The organism is Bilophila sp. 4_1_30 (assembly GCF_000224655.1).
Taxonomy (GTDB): Bacteria; Desulfobacterota; Desulfovibrionia; order Desulfovibrionales; family Desulfovibrionaceae; genus Bilophila; species Bilophila wadsworthia.
Genome location: NZ_JH114232.1, coordinates 1,098,154 through 1,123,081 on the forward strand (window position 1 = coordinate 1,098,154; position 24,928 = coordinate 1,123,081).

The window sequence follows — 24,928 nt, forward strand, 5'->3', positions numbered from 1 at the left end:
GAGGCCCTTTCTCCAGAAAGGGCCTCTCCCCCTCCCAATCTCTACTCTTTCCCTTCCTTGACGACTTCCCGGATACGGCAGACGCCGCACACCCCGGAGGATGTCGGGTAGCCGCAGACGGTGCAGGGGGCGAGGGCGTCGCCTTCCGTCCTTTCGAGCCCGGCGAAGGCGGAACGCCCGCGCTTGAGGAAGTCCACGTAGAAGGAAAGCTTGCGTCCGGGCATTTCCTCTTCAAGCTGGTTCCAGAGCCCCTTGTAGTACGTGAAGCTCGCGCCCGCGCTGTAAGGGCAGGGCGTATGATGGTGCTCGATCTCTTCGAGGAAGGCGTACGTCGCGGTTTCAAATTCGGTCAGACGCCAGAAGGGTTTCACCTTGCGGGCGAAGCCGTTTTCCCCGTCGAGGCGCGGGCCCTGATCCGACAGGTAGCCGACGTCCCAGCGGAGGGTGTTGCTGAACAGACGGGCGATCTCGTCGTCGAGGTTGTGCCCGGTGGCAAGGGCAGTGAAGCCTTCTTCAAGCGCCGTCTTGTTGAAATAGTGCCGTTTGATCTTGCCGCAGGCGGAACAGATGGGACGCTTGAGGCGCTGCTTGACCAGCGGGATGGCAAGCCCTTCCTTGGCCATTTCCTTGACGATGAGCTTGAAGCCGTGCTTGCCGCAGAAGCGTTCGATGACCCCGCGCACGATTTCGGACGAGCCGGGGATGCCGAGGTCGATGTGCAGGCCGGTAACGTCATAGCCCTGACGCGAAAGTTCCAGCATGAGGGACAGGGAATCCTTGCCGCCGGACAGGGCGACGAGGATGCGGTCCTCGTGGGTGAACAGCTTTCCGGTTTCGATGCCGCGGGCGACCTGCGCGGAGAAGAAATCCCGGAAACAGTTTTCACAGAATCCGGTGTTGTGGCTCGGCAGGGAAATGATGGCCGTGGCGGACTTGCAGCGTTTGCATATCATGATGAGGCGAACTCCGGGGCAGGGCGCGGTTGCGCGCTGCGGATTGGATGGCCCGGCGTGAAACCGGTTAACTGGTTTTTCTATCTGGCGTGCGAGAGCCTTGTCAAGCCGGGAAAAACGGGCGGAACACGCGGCTGCGGCATGATTTTTTTATGCGGGAGGGGTGATTGTGATTCCGATCACTGCCTTTTTCCGGTAAAGAAGGGAATGTCCGTTTACAAGACGATGTCGTTTCACCTCAACTCTGGAGGTTTCCATGTTTTGCAATCAGTGTGAACAGACGGCGAAGGGCACGGGCTGCACGGTTATGGGCGTTTGCGGCAAGCTGGCTCCGGTGGCCGATCTTCAGGACCATGTGATCTATGCCCTGCGGCTGCTGTCCCGCACGGCGCTCAAGGCCCGCGCCAAGGGCGTGATCGAGCAGGATACGGACGACTTTACCGTCCGCGCGCTGTTCTCCACCCTTACCAACGTGAATTTCGATCCCGCGGCCCTTGAAGAAGTGGCGCGGGAAGCCATACGCCGCCGCAAGGCGCTCGCTACGAAGCTCGGCTGTACGCCGGATACCTGTGACGCGGCTGTGGATGCCGACTGGGAAAGCATCCGGAAGGTGCAGGCCGGGACCGACCGTTTCAGCGACGACGTGAACGTCCGTTCCGCCATGCAGCTGCTCCTGTACGGGCTGAAGGGCGTAGCCGCCTATGCGGATCACGCGGCGATCCTTGGCCAGCGTGACCCGGAACTGAACGCCTTCGTCTACGAGGCGCTCGCCGCCGGGATGCCCGACAAGGACGGCACGCCGGACAAGGCGCGCAGCCTTGAAGATTGGCTGGATCTGGTCCTGCGCTGCGGCAAGGCCAACCTGAAGGCGATGGAGCTTCTGGACGCTGGGAACACCAAGGCGTTCGGCGATCCCGTCCCCACGCAGGTTTCCCTCGGGCATCGCCAGGGCAAGGCCATCCTCGTTTCCGGGCATGATCTCGAAGACCTGTACGAACTGCTGAAGCAGACGCAGGGCACGGGCATCAACATCTACACCCACGGCGAAATGCTGCCCGCGCACGGGTATCCGGTGCTCAAGGCGTTCCCGCATTTTGTGGGGCATTACGGCACGGCGTGGCAGAACCAGCAGAAGGAACTGCCCGGTTTCCCCGGCGCGGTGCTGTTCACCACCAACTGTATCCAGAACCCCAAGGATTACGGCGGGAAGGTGTTCACCTCCGGCATCGTGGGCTGGCCGGGCCTTGTGCATATCAAGAACCGGGACTTCGCGCCGCTCATCCTCAAGGCGCTGGAACTGCCCGGATTCGCGGAAGACGCGCCGGGCAAGGAAGTGACCGTGGGCTTCGGGCGCAAGACGCTGCTGGACGCCGCCCCCGCCGTGCTTGACGCGGTGAAGTCCGGGGCCGTGCGCCACATCTTCCTCGTGGGCGGCTGCGACGGCGCGAAGCCGGGGCGCAACTACTACACCGAATTTGTGGAAAAGACCCCGCAGGATACGCTCATCCTCACGCTGGCGTGCGGCAAGTTCCGCTTCTTCGACAAGGATCTCGGCAAGATCGGGCCGTTCCCGCGCCTTTTGGACGTGGGGCAGTGCAACGATGCCTATTCCGCCGTCAAGGTGGCGCTGGCGCTGGCCGACGCGCTCAAGTGCGGCGTCAACGATCTGCCGCTCTCGCTGGTGCTGTCGTGGTACGAGCAGAAGGCCGTGGCCATCCTGCTGACCCTGCTCGCCCTCGGCGTGAAGAACATCCACCTCGGACCGAGCCTCCCGGCCTTCGTGTCCCCCGACATCCTCAATCTGCTGGTCGAAAACTGGGGCATCAAGCCCATTTCCACCCCTGACGAGGATTTGAAGGCCCTTCTGGGCTAAGTACGGGGGATGGGCTTCTCCCGCGTGCCCTGTGACGCCGCAGGGCTGCCGCGCAGGGGCTCGCCAACCCATCCGTCAACAGTCATGCAGCAAAAAGGACGGAAGCTTTTTTGGAAGCTCCCGTCCTTTTTGCATTTGGAACCTTTGGTGCGGAAACGCTTGCGTCTGGCAAGGACTCCGGTGTATTTTTCAAGGAAATACACTGTGAAACAGGAGCGGGCATGTCAAACGAACGGTTGGAAGTGCTCGGGGGCTTGCCGCTGTTTGAGCCGTTGTCCCCGGACGAGCGGGAACGTCTCGCTGCGGGGTGCCGGATGCGCGCGTTTGCGCGCGGGGCGGCCCTGTTCCGTGAAGGGGAACGCGCCGACGGTATGCACATAGTACTGCGCGGCATCGTGAAGGTCGTCCGGTTCGCTCCCGACGGGCGGGAGATGGTGCTTCACCTTGTCCGTAAGGGAAACACGATCGGCGAGGCCGCAATGTTCCAGAAGGGGACGTTCCCCGCGTCCGCCGTGGCCGTAGACGATGTGGAAACCCTGTTCCTTCCGGCGGATGCGCTGTTCACGCTGGTGACGGAAAATCCGGAGATGGCCTTGCGGATGCTCGCGGCGCTGTCGCTTCGCCTGCGGATGTTCGCGCACAAGCTGGCTGCGCAGGGGCAGGGCGGTGCGGCCTGCCGGCTTGCCACGTATTTGCTGCACCGAAGGCAGATTGGGGGTGGGGACTGCATCCGGCTCGGGGTTTCCCGGGAAGTGCTCGCCAATCTGCTCGGACTGGCCCGTGAAACGCTTTCCCGCCAGCTGTCCCGGTTCTCCGAGGCGGGTTTGGTCGAGCTGAGGGGAAAAGACATCGTTATTCTTGACGTTCCCGCTTTGCAGGCCACTGCCGCAGAGGGAGACAGATAGGTGGAATGTTGGATACGCTCCGAGGGTTCCGGTTTGCGGAATCGCGGCGGAGGAGGGTGGGCTATGGGGATCGACGCGGACATGTTCAACAGTCCCGAATGGATGAGCGAGGCTCTTCGGATCGGCAATACGGGCCTTTGGGCCATTGAGATCGACGAGGAAAACGGAAAGCACCGGATGACGGCCAACGAGACCATGTTGCTGTTGCTCGGTCTGGAGACGCACCCTTCGCCGGAGGACTGTTTCAGGCATTGGTATGGTCGCGTGGATGAAGCCTATCGCGCCGCGGTGGACGAGTGCGTGGGAAAGATGCTCAGCACCGGACAGCGGTATGAAGTCCAGTACCCGTGGCTCCATCCCGTATGCGGGCGTATTTTTGTGCGCTGCGGCGGCAAGCTGTTGCCCGGACGCAGCAAGAACGGCTTGTTGCGCTTAAAAGGATACCATCAGGACGTCAGCGAGCTGGAGAGTATGCGGGAACGGCTGCGCGAGAATCTTTCCCGGTTCGAAACGGCCTGCCGGATCGGCCGGATAGGCGTATTCGAGTGCACGCGGGGCAGCCGGATTCTTTTTTCCGCCAACGACATTTTTTTCGAGCAGTTCGGCATCCCCGCCGACATGGTGTGTTTTTCCGCGTTCAGAGGATTATGGAGCCGCATAGCGCCGGGCTGCCGGAAGCGGGTGCTGGAAGCGCTGCGCCGATCCTCATGGAAGCCGGGGCTGTGCGAACGTTTTGAGATCGAACTGCTGGACCCGGAAAAGGGTTCGCGGTGGTTCGATTTCGAGTGTGAATTCTCGCGGGACGGCGATGCCGTCCGGGCGGTTGGCTACGTCGCCGACATCACCGAGCACAAGCAGCATGAGGCTTCCCTGCGCATGGCCGCCGAGGCAGCGGAGGCCGCCAACCGGGCCAAGTCATCCTTCCTCGCCAACATGAGCCACGAGCTGCGGACGCCCATGAACGCGATCATCGGCCTTTCCTATCTGGCCTTGAAGACGGATTTGACCACGCAGCAGTATGAATACATTTCCCGGATCAGCGAATCGAGCACGGCCTTGCTCGGCATCCTCAACGATATCCTTGATCTGACCAAGGTCGAGGCAAACAAGCTGGAATTGGCCCGCACTCCCTTTAATCTCAAGAAAGAGCTTGGTATCCTTGCCGCAGTGGTGCTTCCGGAAGCCGAGGGGAAAGGGCTTGAGTTTTCTTTGGAGATCGCCCCGGATGTGCCTTTGCTGCTTATGGGCGACGCCCTGCGCGTCCGGCAGGTCCTTCTCAATCTGTGCAACAACGCCGTGAAGTTTACCGACGAGGGGTCGGTCAGCCTGCGCGTCCGTGTGGTGGATTCCACCAACACGCGCGTGCGGCTGGAGTTTGTGGTCCGTGATTGCGGCATCGGCATCCCCGAATCGGAAATAGGGCGCATTTTCAGCCCGTTCATGCAGGTGGACGAATCCGCCACCCGCCGTTTCGGCGGCACGGGGCTCGGGCTTGCCATCAGCAAGCGGCTTGTGGAACTCATGGGCGGCACGCTGACCGTGGGGAGCCGCGTCAACAAGGGCAGTACGTTCCGGGTTGAGCTGGCCTTCCCGTTGGCTGAAGACGTTTCGCCGGGTGATGCCGGTTCGTTCTGCTCCGGGGGCAATGTTCCGGACGAGAGCCTGCCCCTTGGGGATTTGGTTGGGCAGCGGGTCCTTGTGGTGGAGGACAACGAGCTCAATCAGTATGTGATCCTCAACATGCTCGCCCGGTTTGGCGTGGAGACGTGCGTGGCGGAGAATGGGCGGGACGCCGTGGACCGCTATGCGGAAGATCAGGATTTCGACGTGATTTTGATGGATGTGCAGATGCCGGTCATGAACGGCTATGACGCCACGCGGCGCATCCGTGAGAGCGGCTTGCCCCGCTGCCGGAGCGTCCCCATCCTTGCCATGACCGCCCACGCCATGCGCGGCGACGAGGAGCGGAGTTTCGCCGCCGGGATGAACGCGCATCTCACCAAGCCCATTGATGTGCGGGAGCTTGTGTTCAGCCTGTCCCGCTGGGGAAGCGCCGCGCGGCGAAACAGCAAATAGCAAGGGAATTCCTGCGGAGTCGTCCGGAGTCCCGAGGAGAACGCCATGCGAAACGTTTTAGCCTTGTTGGGTGCCGGGCTGCTGGCGGGATGCTGCCTGATGCATTTCCATGTTCCTATTACGGAACAGACACAAGCCAACGCCCGAACCTTCGGGAGCCTCGGGCAGCGCTTGCTGCCGGAGGACACGCCTCCGGAACGGATCGCCGCGTTCCGGCAATGCCTGAGCGAAGCCTATATGGAGCACTACGGGGAAGGCGAGGCGGGCACGGCCCGGGAGCGCGAGGACGGGTATGCGCTGTTCTGGCAGACCGTCATGGCGGCGGCTCCGACATACGACCATTTGGCGACCTACGACATTCATGTGCGGGGCCGGAAACGGTACGAAGCCGATCCGCGTTCGTTTGTGGAGGCGGGCAGGGCATGGTCCCGGATCGTCTTTGAGCTGTGCGGCGCGGGCGTGTTTCCGGATGAGGACCGTTACCGTATGCTCGGCCTGTTCTCGCGTTTTCCCGAATGGTGTGACCCGCCGACAGGGGTTCCGCCTTCTCCGCGGCCTCTGGGCGACATGGGGACGCCGCCCGCAGCCGGCCCGGAACTTCCATAAACAAAGCGCACGCCGTTCCCGAAAAGAAACGGTATGCGCCACTGTTCAGAAACATCGAATACTCTGAAACGACGAAGCGGTTCCGGATGTTCATCCGGAACCGCCATTGTCATCTGGTAGCAAGGGGGAGATTTGAACTCTCGACACTACGGGTATGAACCGTATGCTCTGACCAACTGAGCTACCTTGCCATAAGTGCTACCGCAGCAGCGAGGACATTTAATAAGCGAGATTGAGAAGCTTGGCAAGCTTTTTTTGCAAGAAAATTTCGAAAGCGGTAACCTATGGATTTCTTTCTTTCAAATTTTGGGCAAAGGAGCTGCTTGGGGTGCCGCATCCGGATACGGGCTGCATTTATGCTTCCGTGGCCCTTGAAGAAGGCGGGGAAGCGGGTCCCTCAGGCGATGGCGCATAGCCAATAGGCCCATGTCACGCCGATCATGGTGATGGTCCTCAGGAGCTGATTGTAGAAGATGAGCTTGAAGGCCAGGCCGGGGCTGTAATACCCGGCATAGGCCGGGAACTGGTGACGGACGGTCCGCATGGGGGTGGAGAGGATGTTGCCGACGAGCAGGGCGATGATGACTTCCGGGGGGGTGAGCCCGCCCATATGCAGGGCGGAACCCGCGGCGGACAGGGAGGCGCCGATTTCGGCGGCGAGGCTCAGGAGCACGATGCCGAGCGCCTCGGGCCGGATGAACCCGAGCCACGGGGTATGGTCGGAAAGCCACGCCTCGGCGGTGCGGAACAGACCGTAGTGCTGCATCAGGTACATGGCGACGTACACGGGGATGGTGAACATGACGAGCTTGGGCAGGCGGCGGCGGAACCGTTTCCATGCCTTGAGCGCGGCGCTCTTGAGGGTGACTTTTTCCTGAGGCAGCCGGCACTCGATACAGTTTTCGCCATGAAGGGGCGGCAGGAGGAAATGCCCGAGGCCCACCGTAAACAGGGTCCGCAGCGCGGCCGCTGCGAGGGTCAGCCCCGTATAGATAAGGGCGGGAGCGCCGAGCACGGGCCAGAGCATGAACAGCATGGTCGGCAGATGGACCATGTAGGCGGGCAGGCTGTTGAACAGGTTGGCGAGCACGAGCTCGCGCAGGTTGATCTCGCCCTTGGCGTGGCTGTCGGACAGCAGGGCGTTGGCGGCGGCGGGGGAGAAGAAGGCCATGGAAAAGGACGCCCCGGCGGCTTCGCGCAGCCGGGCGAGCCGCACCAGCGGCGCGGAAAGGCGGGCGAGGGGCTGTGTCCAGCGCAGCGCTTCAACGATATTGGCGATGAGCAGGCCAATGCACATGGCGAACAAAAGCCGGGTAAGCGGGCGGCCCAGCGTCAGCCAGAACGGCATCAGATCGGAAGATATCATGAGGGTCGGATACCACGCTTTCCGGGGAGAGGCCAGTATGTATTCTTCCGTCTCCCGGCATTGTGTGGAGGCGGGAATTCGTGTAGATTAAGGCTTGCTCGAAGAGCGCCCCCTTAACCCTTGTAACTCTCGGATTGTCTCGCAAGGAGGTTCCCATGCTGATTCGTGAGTGGATGACCAAGGACGTCATCACCGTGACCCCTGACACATCCATGCTGAAAGCGTCGAAGTTGATGAAGGATCATAATATCCGGCGTCTTCCCGTCCTTGACGGGAAGCGTGTGGTAGGCATCGTTTCCGACAGGGACATCCGGGCCGCCTCTCCTTCCAAGGCGACGACGCTCGATATGCACGAGCTGTATTATCTCCTTTCCGAAGTGAAGGTGAAAGACATCATGACCAGCGATCCGGTCACGGTCTATGACACCGACGCCGTGGACGCCGCCGCCCTGCTCATGGAAAACAAGGGGATCGGCGGCCTGCCCGTGGTCGATGGCTCCGGGGAGCTTGTGGGCATCATCACCGATCATGACATCTTCAGGGTGCTGGTGGACTTCTGCGGCGCGAGCAAGGGCGGCCTTCAGCTTGCCTTCATGCTTCCCGACAAGCCCGGCGTGCTGACCCCGATTTTCGAGGCCATCAGCCAGAACGGAGGCAACGTCCTTTCCGTGCTCACCTCGCGCAGCAAGACGCAGGAAGGGAGCAGCCACGTCTATATCCGTCTCCATGCGATGGACTCCGAAAAGGAAAAGGCCCTCATCGAAAACATGAAGAAAGCCATGCCTCTAGAATACTGGATGGATGACGAGTTCCATTGCAACAGGAACTGCTGATTGTTTTGATTACGGCACAAAAAAGAGAGGCTTCCGTGGAAGCCTCTCTTTTTTGTGCGGGCTGGGTGGCCTCGCCGTATCAGTATATCCGCAGGTCAGGCGGCAGGGTGGCGGTTGTCCGAGGCCTTCGGCGTCTCGCGGTGGCTGAGTATGCTGTTTCCCAATAGCCCCATGTGGCTTCATTGCCGTATTGCGGTGGCGATTGTGCGGAAGAGGCTCCGGTTATGCGGGAAGGGACGGGAGGAAATCCCCGGTCGTCCGTACGTCGGCGAAAGCCCCGTGCAGGGCCGCCATGAATGCTTCGTGTACCGTTGCGGCGGGGATGGTTTTCCCGTTCCATGACAGATCCCGCGTGGCGCAGGCGTCATGCAGGAGCGTGATGTCGTAGCCGTGGCTTCGGGCGGCCCGTACGCTCGTGTCGATGCACATGTGGCTCATCATTCCGCAGACGACGAGTTTCCGTATGCCCGCCCGGCTGAGGGCGTCGTGGAGATCCGTTTGGAAAAAAGCGTCCGGCGCGTGTTTGATGATGACGGGCTCGCCGTCCAGCGGCTTGACCGCGCCGTGTATCTCGGAACCGGGCGTATCCGGCAGGAAGAAGGCCGCGCCGGGACGGGTGTTGATATGCCGGACGTGGAAAACGGGCCTGTGCTGCTCGCGGAAACGCTCCAGCGCCAGCCGGGCCTGTGCGGCGGCCTCGTCCGCGTGGGACAGTTCCCATGCGCCGCCGGGGAAATAGTCGTTCTGGATGTCGATCAAGAGAAGTGCCGTATTCATGCCGTACCTCCGGGTGTTGTGCCCACGATAGCGGCATGTGGCGGAAAGTACAGTAGTTACTTTTTTGTGGGTATGCCCTCGGCGGCAGGGATGATGCCCTTGTGCTCCAAAATGTCGGCCTGCCCGTTCTCCAGCATGTATTCCACGCCGATATCCTGCATGATCCGCACGGCCCGCAACAGCTTTTCCCCTCGCTCTGTAAGGAAGTAGGTCACGCGCAACGGGTATCCGTCCGGCTCGATCTTGCCGATCAGCCCGAACGCCCTGAGTTCCCCCAGATGTTGCAACAGCATTTTCTGCGTGATGCCTTCAATGCCGCGTTCCAGTTCCGCCAGCCCCATGCCGCCGTTCCGCAGCTGGAACACGATGATCGTTTTCCACTTGCCTCTCATGATGTCGTGGACGATTTCCAGAGGGCAGGTGCAGGTCTTACGGATTTTCATGGTTCGTCCGTTGGAGAATGTGCGGTCTCTGGGCGGTGCACTGTGGAGGACTTCAGGGTATCCGCGTGCCGGAATGTGCCGTGCCTGCGCGGGGCCCCGATGGCAGGGGGCGTGCGTACGCCCCGCCGTCGGGGAAGGCCGGGCCGCCTATTTCTTCAGCCCGAGTTCCTCGTCGATTTCCGCCATCGCGCCGATGGCGAGGGTGAGGAAGTCGCCGAGTTCAAGCCCCAGCTCCGAGCACTGCCGGATGCAGTCACGGTTGACGCTGGCGGCAAATGCCTTATCCTTCATCTTTTTCTTGAGGCTGGAGGCCTGCATGCCTTCCATGCCCGTGGGGCGCACGAGCGCCGCCGTGACCACAAGCCCGGTTACGGTTTCCCCGCAGCGCAGGGCGTAGTCGAAGGCGGAGGAGGGAGCCACGCCGGTCATCTCGCCGTTATGGGCGCGGATGGCGTGCAGGGCTTCGTCGGGCAGGCGGTCGCCGATGCGTTCGGCTCCGACGAGGCCGTGCTTGGCGGGGTCCTCATGGGTGAGGGGATAGTCGAGATCGTGCAGCAGCCCGGTCAGACCCCAGACTTCCTCGTCCTCGCCCAAATGCCGGGCAAGGGCGCGCATGACCGCTTCCGAGGCCAGCGCGTGCTGGATGAGATGTTTTTCGGGGCCGAGTTCGTTCAAAAGGGCCAAAGCCTGTTCGCGGTCGAGCATGACGCCTCCGTGGGTTGGTGAGGGAACAAGGAACCTGTTGCATACCGTAGCGCGGCTTCAAAATCCAGCGCTGTCGGGTGATTGACACAGCCTCTGGAATGACGGAAAAGAAAGGGATCTATTTCCATCCTTCTTACCCGGTTCGCCCCGCGGCGGACAACGCACCTACATGAAGCGCATAATCGGTATAAAATTCAGTCATTACGGACAAATATATTTTTTCTACTGTGAGGACCCCTTTGTGGACAGAGGGGATCGCGTACTTGCGGAAACCGGTCAGGGCCTCGGCATCGCCACGGTCATGAACATTGTGGATCGCCTTCCTGAGGATCTTCCTCCGGACGGTGTGCGCGATGTCCTGCGCAAGGTGACCGATGAGGATCAGATCGTCGCCGAAGAGAACGATACCCTGACATACTCCGCGCACAAGTTCTGTGAATCACGCATCCGGGAACGCCAGCTCGACATGAAGCTTGTCGATGTGGAGGTCCTGTTCGATCGCAGCAAGCTGGTGTTTTACTTTACCGCCCCGACCCGGATCGACTTTCGTGAGCTGGTAAAGGATCTGGTGCGCGAGTACCACACCCGCATCGAACTGCGTCAGATCGGCGTCCGGCACGAGACGCAGATGCTCGGCGCGGTGGGGAGCTGCGGCATGGTGTGCTGCTGTCGCCGGTTCCTGCGCAAGTTTGTGCCCGTGACCATCAAAATGGCGAAGGAGCAGAACCTGTTCCTGAACCCGTCCAAGATTTCTGGCATCTGCGGGCGCCTCCTGTGCTGCCTCAGCTATGAGCAGGAGAACTACGATATTTTCCACAGCAGCTGCCCGCGCCTCGGGAAGCGGTATCAGACCAACAAGGGCCCCATGAAAGTGTTGCGCGCCAACATGTTCCGCAACAGCGTGGCCTTGCTGACGGATACGAACGAGGAGCTTGAGCTGACGCTCGACGAGTGGCAGGCGCTCGATCCCCGGCGTCCCGACGCGCCGCCGCGCCCGGAAGGGAAGCCCGATGCGAAGCCGGAGAACAAGCCTTCGACGCCCCGTCCGCATGACGAGCTGATGGTGGTCATGGCCGATCCGGACACTATCGACGAGGCGTTTGGCGACGAATCCGACGAGCTTGTTGAAGATCTCGGCGGGCTCAATGACGGCGAGATGGAAACGCTTGAAGAGGGGCTCCGCCCCAAGCGTAAGCGCAAGCGGAAGAGATAGAGACGAGGGAGCGAGAGAGGGCCTTTCTGGAGAAAGAACCCTTCTCCTTCTCCCGCCCCTTTCCATCATCCCCCAAAGGCGTTTGGCCGGAGGGGAGGCCGTGCGGCGGAGCCCGTTCCGGCGGGGAAGGGTGCGATGAGTCAGAAACGGCTGTAGACGGGACGGTTTACGGTCGGCATATACGGAACACCATGAAAGGAGCTTTCCCGTGTCCTCCACGTTTTACATTACGACACCGATTTATTACGTGAACGCCCGCCCGCACCTTGGGCACGCCTATACGACCATCGTTGCGGACAGCCTGCGCCGTTTCCATACGCTGCTCGGCGAGGATACGTGGTTTCTGACCGGCACGGACGAGCACGGCGACAAAATCGTCAAGGCCGCCGAAGCGGCCGGGCAGACCCCGCAGGAATTCGTGGACGGCATCAGCGGCCAGTTCCAGGCCCTGTGGCCCAAGCTCGGCATCAAGCACGATCAGTTCATCCGCACGACGGATGCCGATCACAAGGCCCGCGTGCAGGCGTTCCTCCAGAAGGTGTACGACAACGGCGACATCTATTTTGGCGAGCACGGCGGGCATTACTGCACGGGCTGCGAGCGTTTCTACACCGAAAAGGAACTGGAAAACGGCCTGTGCCCGCAGCACCTGACCAAGCCGGACTTCATTCAGGAGAAGAACTACTTCTTCCGCATGTCCAAGTACCTGCCGTGGCTTGCCGGGCATATCCGCGAAAATCCCGACTTCATCCGTCCCGAGCGCTACCGCAACGAAGTACTGTCGATGATCGAAAGCGGCGCGCTGGAAGACCTGTGCATTTCGCGTCCGAAAACCCGCCTCGAATGGGGCATTGAGCTGCCGTTCGACAAGGATTACGTCTGTTATGTGTGGTTTGACGCGCTGCTCAACTATATTTCCGCCCTCGGCTGGCCCGACGGCGACAAGTATGCCGCGTACTGGCCCGGCGAGCACCTCGTCGCCAAGGATATCCTGAAGCCGCACGGCGTGTTCTGGCCCACCATGCTGAAATCCGCCGGTGTGCCGCTGTACAAGCACCTCAACGTGCACGGCTATTGGCTCATCAAGGACACCAAGATGTCCAAGTCGCTCGGCAATGTGGTCGAGCCCATCAAAATGGCGGAACATTACGGGCTGGATGCGTTCCGGTATTTCCTGTTGCGCGATATGCAGTTCGGTTCGGACGCCAGTTTTTCCGAAGAGGCGCTGATCACTCGCTTCAATGCCGATCTCGCCAATGACCTCGGCAACCTGTTCAGCCGCGTGTTGTCCATGAACGCCAAGTATTTCGAGAGCAAGGTTCCGCCGAAGGGCGAACTGACCGAGGACGACAAGGCGCTCATCGAACTTGCGGAGAACTCCCGCCGCAACTACGTGCAGCTGTTCGGCAACATCCGCTTCTCGCAGGGCCTCGACGCGCTGTGGGATCTCGTGCGCGCCCTCAACAAGTATGTGGATTCTCAGGCCCCGTGGACGCTTTTCAAGCAGGGCGATACGGCCCGCCTCGGTACGGTCATCCGGTTGCTGCTCGAATGTATGCGCAAGGTGGCGCTCTGCCTGTGGCCGGTCATGCCGGGCACGGCGGCGGCTCTGCTTGAGCAGCTCGGCCAGCCCTTGCCCGCGTCCGAGCGTTTCGGCGTCGCGCCCGCCGGGAACGTCAACGATGAAGAGGGCGTTTGGGAATGCCTTGCGACCGGCAGCGTGATCGCGTCCGCGTCCAACCTGTTCCCGCGCTTGGAAATCCCGGAAGAGATGAAGGAAGACAAGAAGGCGAAGCAGAAGAAGCCCGCCAAGGAGAAGGAAGCCAAAGCCGCGCCTGCTTCGGCGCCCGCCGAAATGTTTGTCCCCGGAGTGGCCGAATACGCCGACTTCCAGAAGCTTGAGCTGCGCGTGGGCACGATCCTCGAAGCGGGCAGGGTGCCCAAAGCCGACAAGCTGCTGTGCTTCAAGATCGATCTTGGCGAAGCCGAACCGCGTCAGATCCTGTCGGGTATTGCCGAGCACTTTGAACCGGAAACCCTCGTGGGCCGTCAGGTGTGCGTGGTCGCCAACCTCGCGCCGCGCAAGATCCGCGGGCTCGTATCCGCGGGCATGATCCTGACGGCGGAATCCCCTGACGGCAAGCTGACCCTCCTCGCCCCCGGTGGGGATGTCGCGCCGGGAAGCAAGATTTCGTAGGGGAAAAGAAGCGATGCAAAAAGGGGAATCTTTCGGAAGGAAGGTTCCCCTTTTGGTTTCGAATTCCGCCGATGCGGCGCTCGGTTATGGCTTTGGGCTGTTGGCGGAACGGCCAGATCGTCTTGAGTCCGAAGAGCGTACCGCTTGAGGGTTCCCATCCATTTCAGAAAAGGCCGCTCGAAACATTTCGGGCGGCCTTTTCATACGGAGAATGTTGTAATCAGGGTTCGATAAGCGCGAAAGCCTTTGGTAAAGGAGGGATGGGCTCCGCGTCGCAGGTTTGGGGAAGGGAGGGAAAGCGTTTCAGGAGAAAAATTTCCCCCTCCCTTCCGGTTCTATACCATTCTAGAAAACGAGCCCGCAGGCGATGATGCCGACAATGATGCCGTAGAGCAGGAAGGGCCAGAAGGTCTTCTTGATGATCATGCCTTCGCTGCCGGAGAGGCCCACAACGGCGCAGACGGCCACGACGTTGTGGATGCAGATCATGTTGCCCATGCCGCCGCCGACGGCCTGAGCGGCAACGATGATTTCCTTGGAGAACTTCAGCTGCGTGGCCATATCCCACTGGAACTGGGAGAAGAGCAGGTCGGACACGGTGTTGGAGCCGGTAATGAAGGCGCCGAGGCCGCCGACGTAGGAAGCGAGGGCGGGCCAGGCTTCACCGGTGAGGGCGGCGAGGGTCTTGGCGAGGGCGAGCGGCATGGAGTCCATGCCCGCGTCGTTCACGCCGGAGCCACGGAAGATGGACACCAGCGCCACAGCGGCGAACAGCGCGATGGTCGGGGCCTTCATCTTGGCGAAGGTGGTGGTCCATGCGTCCTTTACGTCGTTGGCCTTCATGCTGTGGAGGCCGATGGTCAGGATGGCGACCAGCGTAAAGGGAATCGTGCCGGGCAGGAACAGGTAGTCGATGGAGGCGCTCACGCCCTGATAGCCGAGGATGTCGACGAAGCTGAGCTTGAAGGAGGCGAGCCACGCCTTGAGGCCGAGTTCCGGGATACGGGTCAGCACGAGGATGAGGCCGATGATGGCGTAGGGCAGCCACGCGCGGAACTGGGTCATGTGGGGATGAAATTCGGTCTTGCCGCTGGCGGCGATGCTGCCGGTCCAGGAGGCGTCCCACTTTTCATGCGGGCCGAAGTCCCAGGTGGTTTCGGGAACGCAGAAGCCCCGCTTGGTGCCGTAAATGAGAATGCCGAGGCCGATGAGGCCGCCGATGAGGGAAGGCAGTTCGGGTCCAAGGGTCCACGCAACGATGAAGTAGGGGACGGAGAAGCAGACGCCGGCGAAGATGCAGTATTTCCACGCGGAGAAGCCTTCGGACCACGTACGGTTGGGGCCGTAGAAACGGGTCATGAAGCCGAGCATGAAAACAGGCAGGATGAAAGCCATGGGGATGTGCATCATCGTGCAGTATTCGCCCACGATTTTGCAGAATGCCGCGTAGGTCATGCCGCCATCGGCGACGCCCGCGTCAAGGATGGGTTTGAGCGGGGAGAGGCCCATGACGATGGGAGTGCCCACCGCACCGAAGCTCACGGGGAAGCTGTTGAACACAAGGCAGATGATGGCCGCGGCCATGGCGGGAAAACCGAGGGCCAGCAGGAGTGGGGCGGCAAGCGCCGCGGGAGTGCCGAAACCGGCCGCGCCTTCGATGAAGGCGGCGAACATGTATCCGATGATGATCGCCTGAACGCGCTTGTCGCGGCTGATGTTCTGCATCCCGTACTGGATGGTTTCCATGCCGCCGCTCTTCTCCAACGTGAAGAGAATCAGGATGGCGCCGAAAACGATGATGAGAACGCCGATGGCGGTGACGATGCCCTGCAACGTCAGTGCGGCAACATATCCGGGGCTCAACCCCCAGACAAGGATGCCGCTGACGGCGCAGACAAGCCACGCGAGCGGCATCGCTTTCGTTGCGGGCCACCTCATGCCGACCATAAGGATGAGCGCCACCAAAATGGGCAGAACCGCTACCATAGCAAGCAGTTCAACGGACATAATGACTCCTTTACCTTGGACAGAATTGTGAAAGAAGAAAAGAAACCTTCCCAAAAAGTTAGCCTATACTATGTGGTGTTTTTCCCGTTAGTGCAAGCATTGTCGACTGTTTGATCGAAGAGTCACAAATTGTGTGCCATACCAAAAAAAGAATTGCGCAAGTTATTATGGACGATTATGTAGAAAAAATATTGATTGGATGCCGTCAGGCAGGAACGTTTTTGTTTCAGTAAGCCGCTGTTTGGTCAAGTAAACAGTATAAAGACATATCTTACTTTATTCTATGGTATAATAAAAAATACGTTCTTCATATCTCAAACAATCCGCTGTGAATATCACGCGGTGGAGTGAGCCGCTCATGTCGTCCCGTGCTTGTCCGCGAGAGAAAATATACTTTGTCGTCAATGAGAAACATCTTTTCAAGAAGTGGCCTGAGCTTGTTTCCGAGCCTCGCCCCTTTGCTCCGGACGAATGCCCGGAACGGATCATTTCTGGACGGGATTGCTGGATAATACTGACATGGGCGCGGCTATGCGCTGTTGATTGCCCCTTTGAACCCGTATTAAGCTGCAGAGCTGTCGACAATGCCGTGTGCGTTTTCCATTGGGATGATGCGACCCCCGCACAGGGTGTTCATCGGTGTTTTGCCGTTGTTGCGCAAGCGGACCGGCCCCGCCCCGCGTTATCCGATATGACCATTATGCAGAACGGGTTGATGGGGGAGACGGGGCTGCGGCGGACGATGCCGCACTGGCCCCAGCCGGGGTTGATTCCACGAGATCCCGCACGGGGAGATCGCCTTGAAACGATTGCTTACTTCGGCAGCGATCAATATGAACCGCAGTTCGTGAAGACCGATGCCTTTCAGGATGCCCTGCGGCAGCGGGGGGTCCGCTTCGTCAGCCGTTTCCAAGGGGAATGGCACGATTACCAGCATGTGGATGCCGTACTGGCAATCCGTGATTGCCCTCCTGTTGTGCTGGCAACCAAACCGGCATCCAAGCTGATCAACGCATGGAAAGCGGGAGTACCCGCCCTACTTGGCCCGGAACCGGCCTACAGGGAATTGCGTACCTCCCCGCTGGATTTTCTGGAAGCAGCCTCGGCCGAGGCCGTGCTGGACTCCATTGATCGCCTGCAACAGGAATCTGGTTTATACCGGAGGATGACGGAACACGGCGCGAAGCGGGCGCAAGCCTTTGATGTGAACATGCTGACGCAAAAGTGGCTCTCGTTGCTTGAGGAAGCGCGTGAGCGAAACCGGCGGGAAACGCGGAATCCTTTACTGCGCTATGCCCGTTACCTCTGGAACCGCCAGAAGATCGACCTTGGAAAAAGGTTGTCTGGCTGGCGGGATTGAAGCACACTGCGGCCATATCGGCTCTCCAAATCCGTAACGGCGAATTCGGAGAATCCATCCGTAACGATGAGGAGGACACGTGATAAAGGACGGCCTGCCCGTCGAGGCATCTCAAGAGGGGCAATCCCGCCCCGTCAGTCTTGCGGGGCTGGTTCTTGTGCTGTGCGTGGCCCTCATGGGGGTTATGGGCGTCTCGATCACGTTGCCTATTCTGCCTAAGCTGGGAGCCGTTTTTCATCAGGACGCCGCAGGGGTGGCGCTTCTGATCACCTGCTTCACGCTGCCGAGCGCGTTTATGACGCCGGTGGCGGGCGTGCTTGCCGACCGTTTCGGACGCAAGGCCGTGTTGCTGCCGGGGCTGCTGCTGTTCGCCTGTGGGGGAATGGGGTGCGCTTTTTCCGATTCGTTCGAGAACCTGCTGGCATGGCGAGCCATACAAGGGCTGGGGGCCGCGCCTTTGGGGATCTTGTACGGGACGCTGGTAGGGGATTTCTATAAGGAAACGGATCGCCCCAAAGTCATGGGCATGGTCGGCGCCACGATCAGCTTCGGCACCGCGTTGTACCCGGCCATCGGCGGTTTCCTCGGTGAGATGGACTGGAGGTGGCCGTTCTGGATTTCCCTGGCCGCGCTGCCGGTGGGGCTGCTTGCCCTGAGTGTCCCGCTGGAGCGCCCGCACACCGGCATGGATTGGAAACAGTACGCGCGGGATAGCCGTTCCATCATTTTCCACTCCGCCGCAATCGGGCTTTTCGGGCTGACTTTTCTCTGTTTCTGCATCCTGTACGGGCCTACCATCACCTATTTCCCTCTGCTCGCCGACCTATTATATAAAGCATCCCCTTCCCATATCGGAGCCGTCTTTACCGTGGCTTCACTGGGTACGGCGGCCATTGCCATGAATCTGGCGTGGCTCGGGCGGAAATACTCGCACCGCCGTTTGATGTTGAGCGCTACGTGCTGCTACGTCGTGGCTCAAACGCTCATGCTGGTTCTTCCCGACGCCGTGTCCTCGCTCTGGTGGCTGACCTTGCCCATTTTCATCGGCGGAGTGGCGCAGGGCCTGACGTTCCCCTTGCTGAACGCCCGCATGACCACGCTTGCCCCGACGCGCAACAGGGCCATCGTCATGGCGATGAACGGTACGGTGCTGCGGCTTAGCCAAAGCCTTTCGCCACTGTTTTTCGGGATCGGCTGGTCATATATAGGATGGCGCGGGCCGTATGCGATGGGGATCGGCGTGGCGCTGGTCATCGGTGCGCTCGTATGGCGCGTCTATCCGGTTTCTTCCGGGAAGGAGTGAATACCGCTTCCATTTTCTCCTGTATGAAAAAAAGGATGCAATTCTTTTTTGAACAGTATAAGAACGCCGCTCACACGAGGCATACTTTTCCGTTGACGAGCGGAATCCTGTAGCATAGTCTGTTGGTTGCGCAACTAAACAGCGTTGTTTCTTGATTATGTTTTTTGGGGGGATCATATGACCATGACGAAGAAGGAGGCCTTGCTGAAGGCCGCGAAGGAACTTTTTGGCGAATGCGGCTATACCGAAACCACGTTCAAGAAGATTTCCGAACGTGCGGGAGTGGCTCTCGGGTTGTTGACCCATCATTATGGAAACAAGGAAAAGCTTTTTCTTGCCGCAGGCATGGACGTCCTCGAACGCTTTCATGAAGTTTTGCAGCGGGCGTGCGACGAAGGCAAGAATGGCCGCGAGAGCGTGTTGAATTTCTGCAAGGCGTATCTCGATTTTTCGATTGATCCCGACTCCAACTGGCTTGTCCTTGTGCGCTGTTCGCCTTACAGCGACATGAAGACGACCGACGACCGCGAGTTGATGTTCGAAAAGTTCAACGACATTCACAAACTGTTGGAACAGCAGTTGTGGCGGGGCATTGAAGACGGTTCCATCCGCGAGCTGCTCGTGAAGGAAACGGCCCAGATTCTCATGTCGCTGGTGGTCGGTGCCAACCGTACCCGTGTCCTCACGCCGTACGCGCCGCCCCATCTGTACCGTGAGGCCGTCGCTTTCGCCGCCAGAGCCATAACGCCGTGTAACGCCTGCGAGTAACACATGGATTGGTTTTCTACCGGCCTCATTATGGGGGCTGTGCAGGGATTGACCGAATTCCTGCCGGTCTCTTCTTCGGGGCATTTGGTCATTGCCGGAGACCTGCTTGGGTTCACGGGCCCGAAGGCCAGCACATTTGAGGTCGCCATCCAGCTTGGTTCCATTTTCGCCGTACTGCTGGTGTATTGGGACCGTTTCATGGGGTTGCTGCTGCCCGGCCGGGTGCAAACGTCAGCCCCGAAACCTTTTGCCGGGGTGAGGGGGATTTGGCTCCTTTTTCTGACGACGCTGCCGCCGTCGGTTTTGGGGTTGCTCCTCCATTCGTACATCAAGCAGCTTTTCACCCCCTTTAGCGTGTCGCTTTCGCTTGCCGTCGGCGGCTTGCTGATGCTTTTTGTGGAAAGCTACTGTGCGAAGCGCCCGCCCAAGTATTCCAGTATTGACGAGGTGACGCCCAAACTGGCGCTCGGCATCGGCCTTTGCCAGTGCATGGCGTTGTGGCCGGGCTTTTCCCGCTCCGGCTCTACGATTATGGGCGGGATGCTGCTTGGCGAGAAGCGTGCTCTTGCCGCGGAATATTCGTTTGTGGCAGCGGTGCCGATCATGTTTGCGGCCACCGGCTACGATCTCCTCAAGACGTGGTCCCTCTTCACGGTGGATGATATTCCGTTGTTCGCTACCGGGCTGTTTTTCGCTTTCCTTTTCGGCTGGCTCGCCATCAAGACGTTTATCGCCCTTGTGGGGCGCATCACCCTACGGCCTTTCGCCGTGTATCGGCTGCTTCTTGCGCCGATTGTGTACTTTTTTATGGTGAATATGGGGTAGCGTGAGAGATGGGGAGGTCGAAACGGGAGTTTCCCTGATAGGGATGCCTGGTTTTCTCTGGGGGAATGCCTTCTTTCGGTAAGAGCTACCAAAGGATAGAAAAACGAGCATTGCATTTTATTGCAGTGCTCGTTTTTTTGTGGGCTCAGGGATTTCAGCAGAAATATAGAATCCCAATAGTTCCAATTAGATGCATCTTTCGCAAGAATTCATTCCCGTACTGTCCGGTGGTGCTGTCGTTTGGGGGAACCTGCTCGAAGTCGCCGGGGGATGTCCGGCAAGCACCCCCATATCGTCATTGACCCTTATGAAAGTCTTTGGGGAGGGGGCCGCTTGCCCCCCTTATGGGGATTCTTCAGAAAGCCCCTCTCCTTTTTTCTTAATCAAAATCCGCAATGATCGTCCCGAGCGACAACGGGCCAAGGGAGCGATGGCGGAAATCGCCCCTGATCCGGGCAATGGCCTCATGCAGGTTGGGGGAGGAGATCCCGGTGCGGACGGAAGAGTGCGCCTCGATGAACGCGGCAAGGTTGTCGCAGACCTTGAGCAGCGTCCCATCCTTGGGATCGAGTCCGTCTTCATTGCCGTTGGCGTGGAGGGCGTCGAACGAGCCGAGGCAGCGCACTTGTCCCGAGCTGTCACGGATGGTCTCGTCGAACTCTGACGTTACGCCCTCACCGACGAGGCCGAGATAGTAGCGGAGGCGTTCCACCAGCCGGTCGTGCCCCCCGGCGGAGAGGGGGCCGAAGACACGCCGCTCCAGCTCTTGCAGTTCGTAGGCGCGCAGAAGGCTTGGGAGCTGGTTTACGGAGCGTTTGACCGGGGTGATGATGTCCCGCGTGAGCAGTTCCGGCAGATCGTGGAACAGCCCGGCGAAGAAGTTGTTGACCCGGCGCGCGGGGCAGGCTCCGAGGGAGAGGCTGAAGAAATACGCGTAACCCGCAACGAGGAACATGTGCCCGAGCACGGAGGTTTCCGGCACGCGGGGCGTGTCGGCCCAGCGGATCTGGAAGCGGAGCTGGCCGCACAGCTTGGCGAAACGCCCCAAGGCCGTGGGCGAATCGCTGAAAAAGGCGTGCCCCTGTATGAGTTCGTTCACGCCGCACAGATCGGTCAGACCATCGAGACGCTCAGTGAAGGATTCGGCAATGGACTGGTTTTCCTCGTCAAACGTGTTGAATGGCTTGATGACGTTGTATTCCCACCCCGAAGCGTAGTGGTGGGCCGCCGTGAGAATGCGATCCGGGAGGCTCGTCCGATCCCGGTTCCTGTGGTAGGCGGAAAGGCGCTCCCAGAAACCTTCGTCCGGCGCGCCGAGCACGGGACGAAGCTCTTTGAGGACCCATTCCGTCAGTTCTTTGTAATCTTTCTCGTTTTCACAGATACGGTAAAATACGGGGGGCTTGATGTCGGTTGTGACCAGACGGTACAGATAATCAAAAAGCCCTCTTTCTATAACTTCCTGTTGCAATTTAAGTTGATCTGAGGCAGAATAACCACCGCTGTTCAGGAGCGTGAGCATCCAGGCGACAATCATTTTATGCGCCTGCTTGTCTATTTCGTAGAGTTCCACGGGACGCAGTTTGTCGTTCCAGCGGCGCATGTACGAACCGGAAAACATAAGCTGTAAAAGGCTTTTTCGGATTGCGGACATCGGCTTCTCCCTTGTGATCCGTTACTCGCATGGTTGTGGCTGCCCCGCGTTGTGTTTTGCTCCGAACAATGTCCGGATTTCCTTTCTCCCTTTCCTCACAAAGGGCGGCAGGGGCAGACGCCGGGCGGTTCCAGGGCGTTTTATCAAAAGCGCCATGTTATGAGAATCGATGCTAGGGCGTCCCCGGCAACGGTTCTGTTCTGCCAAGCGCAGAAGGAAAACGGTTTTGTCGCTTGACAAGCCTGCTCTGGCATTTTATACATTTCGTTCTACAAGTTTTAGCAGAGGAGACGCTTCAGCATGAAGACGTTTAGCCCCACTCCGGAGCATATCGACCACCAGTGGTTTGTAGTGGATGCGGACAATCAGGTTCTCGGTCGTCTGGCCGCCCAAATTGCCCATCGCCTCCGCGGCAAGCACAAGCCCGAATTTGCTCCTCACATGGACAATGGCGACGTTATCGTCGTTGTCAACTGCGAAAAGATCAAGGTCACCGGCGCCAAGCTGGAAAAGAAAAAGTATTACCATCATTCCGGCTATGTGGGCGGTCTGCGTGAAATTACGCTCGACAAGCTCCTTGCTGAGAAGCCTGCCGACGTGCTGATGCACGCCGTCCGTGGTATGCTTCCCAAGAATCGTCTGGGTCGTGCCATGCTGAAGAAGCTCAAGGTGTATGCTGGCCCCACGCATCCGCATACTGCCCAGGGCCCGAAGCCTCTGTCCTTCCCGTACTAACGAGGCCAGGAGTCAATCATGTCTGAGTTTGATTACGGCACGGGCCGTCGCAAGAACGCTACTGCTCGTACCCGTCTCTATGCCGGTAACGGCGCTATCGAAGTCAACGGTCGTAAAGTGGAAGATTACTTCCCCCGCAAGACCCTTCAGATGATCATCCGCCAGCCTCTGGTCCTCACCAAGCTCGTGGACAAGTTCGACGTGAAGGTCAACGTCTGCGGCGGCGGCGTGACCGGTCAGGCTGAAGCCGTTCGTCACGGGATTTCCCGTGCCCTGCTGAGCGCCGACCCGTCCCTGCGCGGCGTTCTGAAGCGCGCCGGGTTCCTGACCCGCGACGCCCGTAAGAAGGAACGCAAAAAGTACGGTCAGCGCGCCGCTCGTGCTCGCTACCAGTATTCGAAGCGTTAAGCCGCGAGGCCCGTTTCAGATTTGTTCAGGCCGGGGGAAACCCCGGCCTTTTGGCGTTTATATCCGCTTGCGTCCGCTGGCTGCTGTGGGAAGGGCTTCATTTTATTATTCGCTGAAATTACTTTATTTTTTTATCTTTTTCCGTGCCCGTCCTTTACGATAACGTCTTGTGAAAACACCGGGCTTCGGGTAAACTTCCGACAATAACCTACGAACAGAGAGCATAATGACGGATACTTTTTTGACTATTACTCCCCTAGGGGGATTGGGTGAAATAGGCATGAACTGCCAGATGTGGAACACGCCCGAAGGGTGTGTTCTTGTCGACTGCGGGATCATGTTTCCTGATGACCAGCAACTTGGCGTGGATGTGGTCATTCCGCCGCTGGAGCCTATCTTGGCTCAGCGCGGACGGCTGCTCGGCGTGGTGCTTACGCACGGGCACGAAGACCACATCGGAGCGGTTCCGTGGCTGGTTTCTTTTATCAAGGGCCTGAAAGTCTACGGCTCCCCCATGACGCTGGCGCTCGTGGAGCACAAGCTCCGTGAACGCGGCCTTCTCGACCGGGCCGAACTCATTACCGTGACCCCCGAACACGAGTTGGCGCTCGGCGGCCTGCGGTTCCATTTTATTCCGGTGAGCCATTCCATCCCGCAGGGATACGCCCTTGCGGTGGATACGCCAGTGGGAAAAGTCGTGCATACGGGCGACTTCAAGATCGATGAATTTCCTTCTGACGGCGTCGGCACGGATTTGCCCGCCCTGCGGAGTTTCGCGGGCACTGACGGCGTCCGGCTGTTGCTTTCCGACTCTACCAATGCCGAGAGCGAAGGGCACACCCAGTCAGAGAAAGTGGTGCGCGAGACGTTCCACGAGATTTTTTCGGAAGCGAAAGGCCGTATTGTCATCACGCTTTTTTCCAGCCATATCGAGCGTATCCAGATGGTGTTCGACATGGCCCGCGAATTCGATCGCGCCGTCGTGGTCAGCGGCCGCAGCCTTGTGAACAATATTGAGCGCGGCCGCGATCTTGGCTTCATGCGTATGCCGCCCGAGCTGTTTACGGACCAGACCATCCCCGATGTTTCCCCTGAGCGCATGGTGGTCATCGCCACAGGTTCTCAGGGAGAGCCCCTGTCCGCGCTTTCCCGCATTGCGTCCGGCGAGCACCGTCAGCTTTCCATCATGGAAGGCGACACGGTGATCATGTCTTCCCGAGTCATTCCGGGCAATGCGCGCGCCGTCAACCGGCTGATCAACCAGATGTACCGCATGGGGGCCGATGTCTGCCACGACGGAACGCGCCCTGTGCACGTTTCCGGTCATGGTCGGCGCGACGAGCTCCGCACCATGCTCGACGCCGTACGCCCCAAATTTTTCGTGCCGATTCACGGCGAGTACCGCCATTTGATTCAGCACCGCGATTTGGCCCGTGATTGGGGCATTGCGCCCGAGCGCACGTTCATCCTCGACGATGGCGAGCCGCTGACCTTGCTGCCTGATACCATCCGGCTTGAGGAGAAGATCCCCGCCGATTCCATTCTTGTGGACGGCAAGGGCGTGGGCGACGTGGGCAATCTCGTTTTGCGTGAGCGTCAGCTTCTCGGCGGCGACGGCGTTGTCGTCGTTGTACTGGTGCTTGACGAGGAGACCGGAGAGGTCATCCACGGCCCGGACATGATTTCCAAGGGCTTCGTGTTTGAGCAGCAGTTCAGCCATCTGCTTGAGGATGCCAAGTGCCTTGTCCTCGATCATCTCGAAACCTCTCCGCGGCTCGGCATCCCGCGTCTTGGCGATCGTATCCGTTCCTCCCTGCGGAGCTTCTTCCGCAAGGTCGTAGGACGCGATCCGGTTGTGGTTCCGGTCATTACGGAAGTTTAGGGGAAAAAGACTGGGGAAGGGGAGGAGAAACTTTTCTGA

At 59.6% G+C, this 24,928-nt stretch carries 20 protein-coding genes, 1 tRNA gene and 1 pseudogene; 14 read left to right on the forward strand and 8 right to left on the reverse strand.

Features of this window, described 5'->3' with window-relative positions:
* Window positions 1-41: 41 nt before the first annotated feature.
* Window positions 42-953 (reverse strand): ATP-binding protein, encoded by a 912-nt coding sequence (locus tag HMPREF0178_RS11460; protein WP_009733547.1) that lies wholly within the window; start codon window positions 951-953, stop codon window positions 42-44.
* A 256-nt stretch (window positions 954-1,209) separates the two neighbouring features.
* On the opposite strand from HMPREF0178_RS11460, the gene hcp reads away from it, so the two are divergent.
* The 4 genes from hcp to HMPREF0178_RS11480 all read left to right on the forward strand — a co-directional run bounded on the left by hcp (window position 1,210) and on the right by HMPREF0178_RS11480 (window position 6,413).
* Entirely contained in the window at window positions 1,210-2,826 is a 1,617-nt protein-coding gene (gene hcp / locus HMPREF0178_RS11465) for a hydroxylamine reductase (RefSeq protein WP_009733548.1), read from the forward strand.
* Window positions 2,827-3,047: 221 nt separating this feature from the next.
* Window positions 3,048-3,731, forward strand: a complete 684-nt coding sequence (locus tag HMPREF0178_RS11470) for a Crp/Fnr family transcriptional regulator (RefSeq protein ID WP_009733549.1) — start codon at window positions 3,048-3,050, stop codon at window positions 3,729-3,731.
* Between the two features lie 63 nt (window positions 3,732-3,794).
* Window positions 3,795-5,807, forward strand: coding sequence for a PAS domain-containing hybrid sensor histidine kinase/response regulator (locus HMPREF0178_RS11475; protein ID WP_009733550.1), 2,013 nt, complete (start codon window positions 3,795-3,797; stop codon window positions 5,805-5,807).
* 45 nt (window positions 5,808-5,852) lie between these two features.
* On the forward strand, window positions 5,853-6,413 hold the full coding sequence (locus HMPREF0178_RS11480; protein ID WP_009733551.1) for a hypothetical protein: 561 nt from the start codon (window positions 5,853-5,855) through the stop codon (window positions 6,411-6,413).
* A 114-nt stretch (window positions 6,414-6,527) separates the two neighbouring features.
* Here the strand turns inward: HMPREF0178_RS11480 and HMPREF0178_RS11485 are convergent.
* Window positions 6,528-6,604: transfer RNA gene (locus HMPREF0178_RS11485), tRNA-Met, on the reverse strand.
* 206 nt (window positions 6,605-6,810) lie between these two features.
* Entirely contained in the window at window positions 6,811-7,779 is a 969-nt protein-coding gene (locus HMPREF0178_RS11490; protein WP_009733552.1) for a membrane protein, read from the reverse strand.
* A gap of 155 nt (window positions 7,780-7,934) precedes the next feature.
* Here HMPREF0178_RS11490 and HMPREF0178_RS11495 point away from each other — a divergent pair, with 155 nt between their 5' ends.
* Window positions 7,935-8,612, forward strand: coding sequence for a CBS and ACT domain-containing protein (locus HMPREF0178_RS11495; RefSeq protein WP_009733553.1), 678 nt, complete (start codon window positions 7,935-7,937; stop codon window positions 8,610-8,612).
* Window positions 8,613-8,834: 222 nt separating this feature from the next.
* Here the strand turns inward: HMPREF0178_RS11495 and HMPREF0178_RS11500 are convergent, their stop codons facing one another.
* From HMPREF0178_RS11500 to HMPREF0178_RS11510, 3 genes are all read right to left on the reverse strand, one after another.
* Window positions 8,835-9,389 carry a cysteine hydrolase family protein gene (locus HMPREF0178_RS11500; protein WP_009733554.1) on the reverse strand — a complete coding sequence of 185 codons (555 nt, stop codon included), beginning with the start codon at window positions 9,387-9,389 and terminating at the stop codon, window positions 8,835-8,837.
* Between the two features lie 56 nt (window positions 9,390-9,445).
* Window positions 9,446-9,832 (reverse strand): helix-turn-helix domain-containing protein, encoded by a 387-nt coding sequence (locus HMPREF0178_RS11505; protein WP_009733555.1) that lies wholly within the window; start codon window positions 9,830-9,832, stop codon window positions 9,446-9,448.
* A 147-nt stretch (window positions 9,833-9,979) separates the two neighbouring features.
* On the reverse strand, window positions 9,980-10,537 hold the full coding sequence (locus HMPREF0178_RS11510; protein ID WP_009733556.1) for an HDIG domain-containing metalloprotein: 558 nt from the start codon (window positions 10,535-10,537) through the stop codon (window positions 9,980-9,982).
* Window positions 10,538-10,706: 169 nt separating this feature from the next.
* Between HMPREF0178_RS11510 and HMPREF0178_RS11515 the strand changes: the two genes are divergently transcribed.
* Window positions 10,707-11,750, forward strand: coding sequence for a regulatory iron-sulfur-containing complex subunit RicT (locus HMPREF0178_RS11515; protein WP_009733557.1), 1,044 nt, complete (start codon window positions 10,707-10,709; stop codon window positions 11,748-11,750).
* Window positions 11,751-11,943: 193 nt separating this feature from the next.
* A pseudogene (gene metG / locus HMPREF0178_RS11520) lies at window positions 11,944-13,947 on the forward strand (methionine--tRNA ligase); the annotation flags it as partial.
* 345 nt (window positions 13,948-14,292) lie between these two features.
* Here metG and HMPREF0178_RS11525 read toward each other — a convergent pair.
* Window positions 14,293-15,954, reverse strand: coding sequence for an L-lactate permease (locus HMPREF0178_RS11525; RefSeq protein ID WP_009733559.1), 1,662 nt, complete (start codon window positions 15,952-15,954; stop codon window positions 14,293-14,295).
* Between the two features lie 691 nt (window positions 15,955-16,645).
* Between HMPREF0178_RS11525 and HMPREF0178_RS11530 the strand changes: the two genes are divergently transcribed.
* From HMPREF0178_RS11530 to HMPREF0178_RS11545, 4 genes are all read left to right on the forward strand, one after another.
* Complete coding sequence (locus HMPREF0178_RS11530) at window positions 16,646-17,314, forward strand: glycosyltransferase (RefSeq protein ID WP_232281260.1); 669 nt, start codon at window positions 16,646-16,648, stop codon at window positions 17,312-17,314.
* A gap of 79 nt (window positions 17,315-17,393) precedes the next feature.
* On the forward strand, window positions 17,394-18,617 hold the full coding sequence (locus HMPREF0178_RS11535; RefSeq protein ID WP_009733561.1) for an MFS transporter: 1,224 nt from the start codon (window positions 17,394-17,396) through the stop codon (window positions 18,615-18,617).
* 177 nt (window positions 18,618-18,794) lie between these two features.
* Window positions 18,795-19,385, forward strand: coding sequence for a TetR/AcrR family transcriptional regulator (locus HMPREF0178_RS11540; RefSeq protein ID WP_039958944.1), 591 nt, complete (start codon window positions 18,795-18,797; stop codon window positions 19,383-19,385).
* A gap of 3 nt (window positions 19,386-19,388) precedes the next feature.
* Window positions 19,389-20,210: an undecaprenyl-diphosphate phosphatase gene (locus HMPREF0178_RS11545; RefSeq protein ID WP_009733563.1), complete on the forward strand. Its 822-nt coding sequence runs from the start codon at window positions 19,389-19,391 to the stop codon at window positions 20,208-20,210.
* Window positions 20,211-20,589: 379 nt separating this feature from the next.
* Here HMPREF0178_RS11545 and HMPREF0178_RS11550 read toward each other — a convergent pair whose 3' ends face one another.
* Window positions 20,590-21,864 (reverse strand): HD domain-containing protein, encoded by a 1,275-nt coding sequence (locus HMPREF0178_RS11550; protein ID WP_009733564.1) that lies wholly within the window; start codon window positions 21,862-21,864, stop codon window positions 20,590-20,592.
* 300 nt (window positions 21,865-22,164) lie between these two features.
* Between HMPREF0178_RS11550 and rplM the strand changes: the two genes are divergently transcribed.
* From rplM to HMPREF0178_RS11565, 3 genes are all read left to right on the forward strand, one after another.
* Window positions 22,165-22,599 carry a 50S ribosomal protein L13 gene (rplM, locus tag HMPREF0178_RS11555; RefSeq protein WP_005025390.1) on the forward strand — a complete coding sequence of 145 codons (435 nt, stop codon included), beginning with the start codon at window positions 22,165-22,167 and terminating at the stop codon, window positions 22,597-22,599.
* An 18-nt stretch (window positions 22,600-22,617) separates the two neighbouring features.
* Window positions 22,618-23,007, forward strand: a complete 390-nt coding sequence (gene rpsI / locus HMPREF0178_RS11560; protein WP_005025392.1) for a 30S ribosomal protein S9 — start codon at window positions 22,618-22,620, stop codon at window positions 23,005-23,007.
* Window positions 23,008-23,233: 226 nt separating this feature from the next.
* Window positions 23,234-24,889: a ribonuclease J gene (locus HMPREF0178_RS11565; RefSeq protein WP_009733565.1), complete on the forward strand. Its 1,656-nt coding sequence runs from the start codon at window positions 23,234-23,236 to the stop codon at window positions 24,887-24,889.
* Window positions 24,890-24,928 lie beyond the last annotated feature (39 nt).

What these genes read in the sequence shown, in the direction of transcription:
- HMPREF0178_RS11505 (WP_009733555.1), bottom strand. Translation starts at nt 9,832, where the DNA reads ATGAAAATCCGTAAGACCTGCACCTGCCCTCTGGAAATCGTCCACGAC.
- HMPREF0178_RS11470 (WP_009733549.1), top strand. Translation starts at nt 3,048, where the DNA reads ATGTCAAACGAACGGTTGGAAGTGCTCGGGGGCTTGCCGCTGTTTGAG.
- HMPREF0178_RS11500 (WP_009733554.1), bottom strand. Translation starts at nt 9,389, where the DNA reads ATGAATACGGCACTTCTCTTGATCGACATCCAGAACGACTATTTCCCC.
- HMPREF0178_RS11545 (WP_009733563.1), top strand. Translation starts at nt 19,389, where the DNA reads ATGGATTGGTTTTCTACCGGCCTCATTATGGGGGCTGTGCAGGGATTG.
- HMPREF0178_RS11475 (WP_009733550.1), top strand. Translation starts at nt 3,795, where the DNA reads ATGGGGATCGACGCGGACATGTTCAACAGTCCCGAATGGATGAGCGAG.
- HMPREF0178_RS11480 (WP_009733551.1), top strand. Translation starts at nt 5,853, where the DNA reads ATGCGAAACGTTTTAGCCTTGTTGGGTGCCGGGCTGCTGGCGGGATGC.
- hcp (WP_009733548.1), top strand. Translation starts at nt 1,210, where the DNA reads ATGTTTTGCAATCAGTGTGAACAGACGGCGAAGGGCACGGGCTGCACG.
- HMPREF0178_RS11495 (WP_009733553.1), top strand. Translation starts at nt 7,935, where the DNA reads ATGCTGATTCGTGAGTGGATGACCAAGGACGTCATCACCGTGACCCCT.
- rpsI (WP_005025392.1), top strand. Translation starts at nt 22,618, where the DNA reads ATGTCTGAGTTTGATTACGGCACGGGCCGTCGCAAGAACGCTACTGCT.
- HMPREF0178_RS11540 (WP_039958944.1), top strand. Translation starts at nt 18,795, where the DNA reads ATGACCATGACGAAGAAGGAGGCCTTGCTGAAGGCCGCGAAGGAACTT.
- HMPREF0178_RS11515 (WP_009733557.1), top strand. Translation starts at nt 10,707, where the DNA reads ATGAAGCGCATAATCGGTATAAAATTCAGTCATTACGGACAAATATAT.
- rplM (WP_005025390.1), top strand. Translation starts at nt 22,165, where the DNA reads ATGAAGACGTTTAGCCCCACTCCGGAGCATATCGACCACCAGTGGTTT.
- HMPREF0178_RS11490 (WP_009733552.1), bottom strand. Translation starts at nt 7,779, where the DNA reads ATGATATCTTCCGATCTGATGCCGTTCTGGCTGACGCTGGGCCGCCCG.
- HMPREF0178_RS11550 (WP_009733564.1), bottom strand. Translation starts at nt 21,864, where the DNA reads ATGTCCGCAATCCGAAAAAGCCTTTTACAGCTTATGTTTTCCGGTTCG.
- HMPREF0178_RS11510 (WP_009733556.1), bottom strand. Translation starts at nt 10,537, where the DNA reads ATGCTCGACCGCGAACAGGCTTTGGCCCTTTTGAACGAACTCGGCCCC.
- HMPREF0178_RS11530 (WP_232281260.1), top strand. Translation starts at nt 16,646, where the DNA reads ATGACCATTATGCAGAACGGGTTGATGGGGGAGACGGGGCTGCGGCGG.
- HMPREF0178_RS11565 (WP_009733565.1), top strand. Translation starts at nt 23,234, where the DNA reads ATGACGGATACTTTTTTGACTATTACTCCCCTAGGGGGATTGGGTGAA.
- HMPREF0178_RS11460 (WP_009733547.1), bottom strand. Translation starts at nt 953, where the DNA reads ATGATATGCAAACGCTGCAAGTCCGCCACGGCCATCATTTCCCTGCCG.
- HMPREF0178_RS11525 (WP_009733559.1), bottom strand. Translation starts at nt 15,954, where the DNA reads ATGTCCGTTGAACTGCTTGCTATGGTAGCGGTTCTGCCCATTTTGGTG.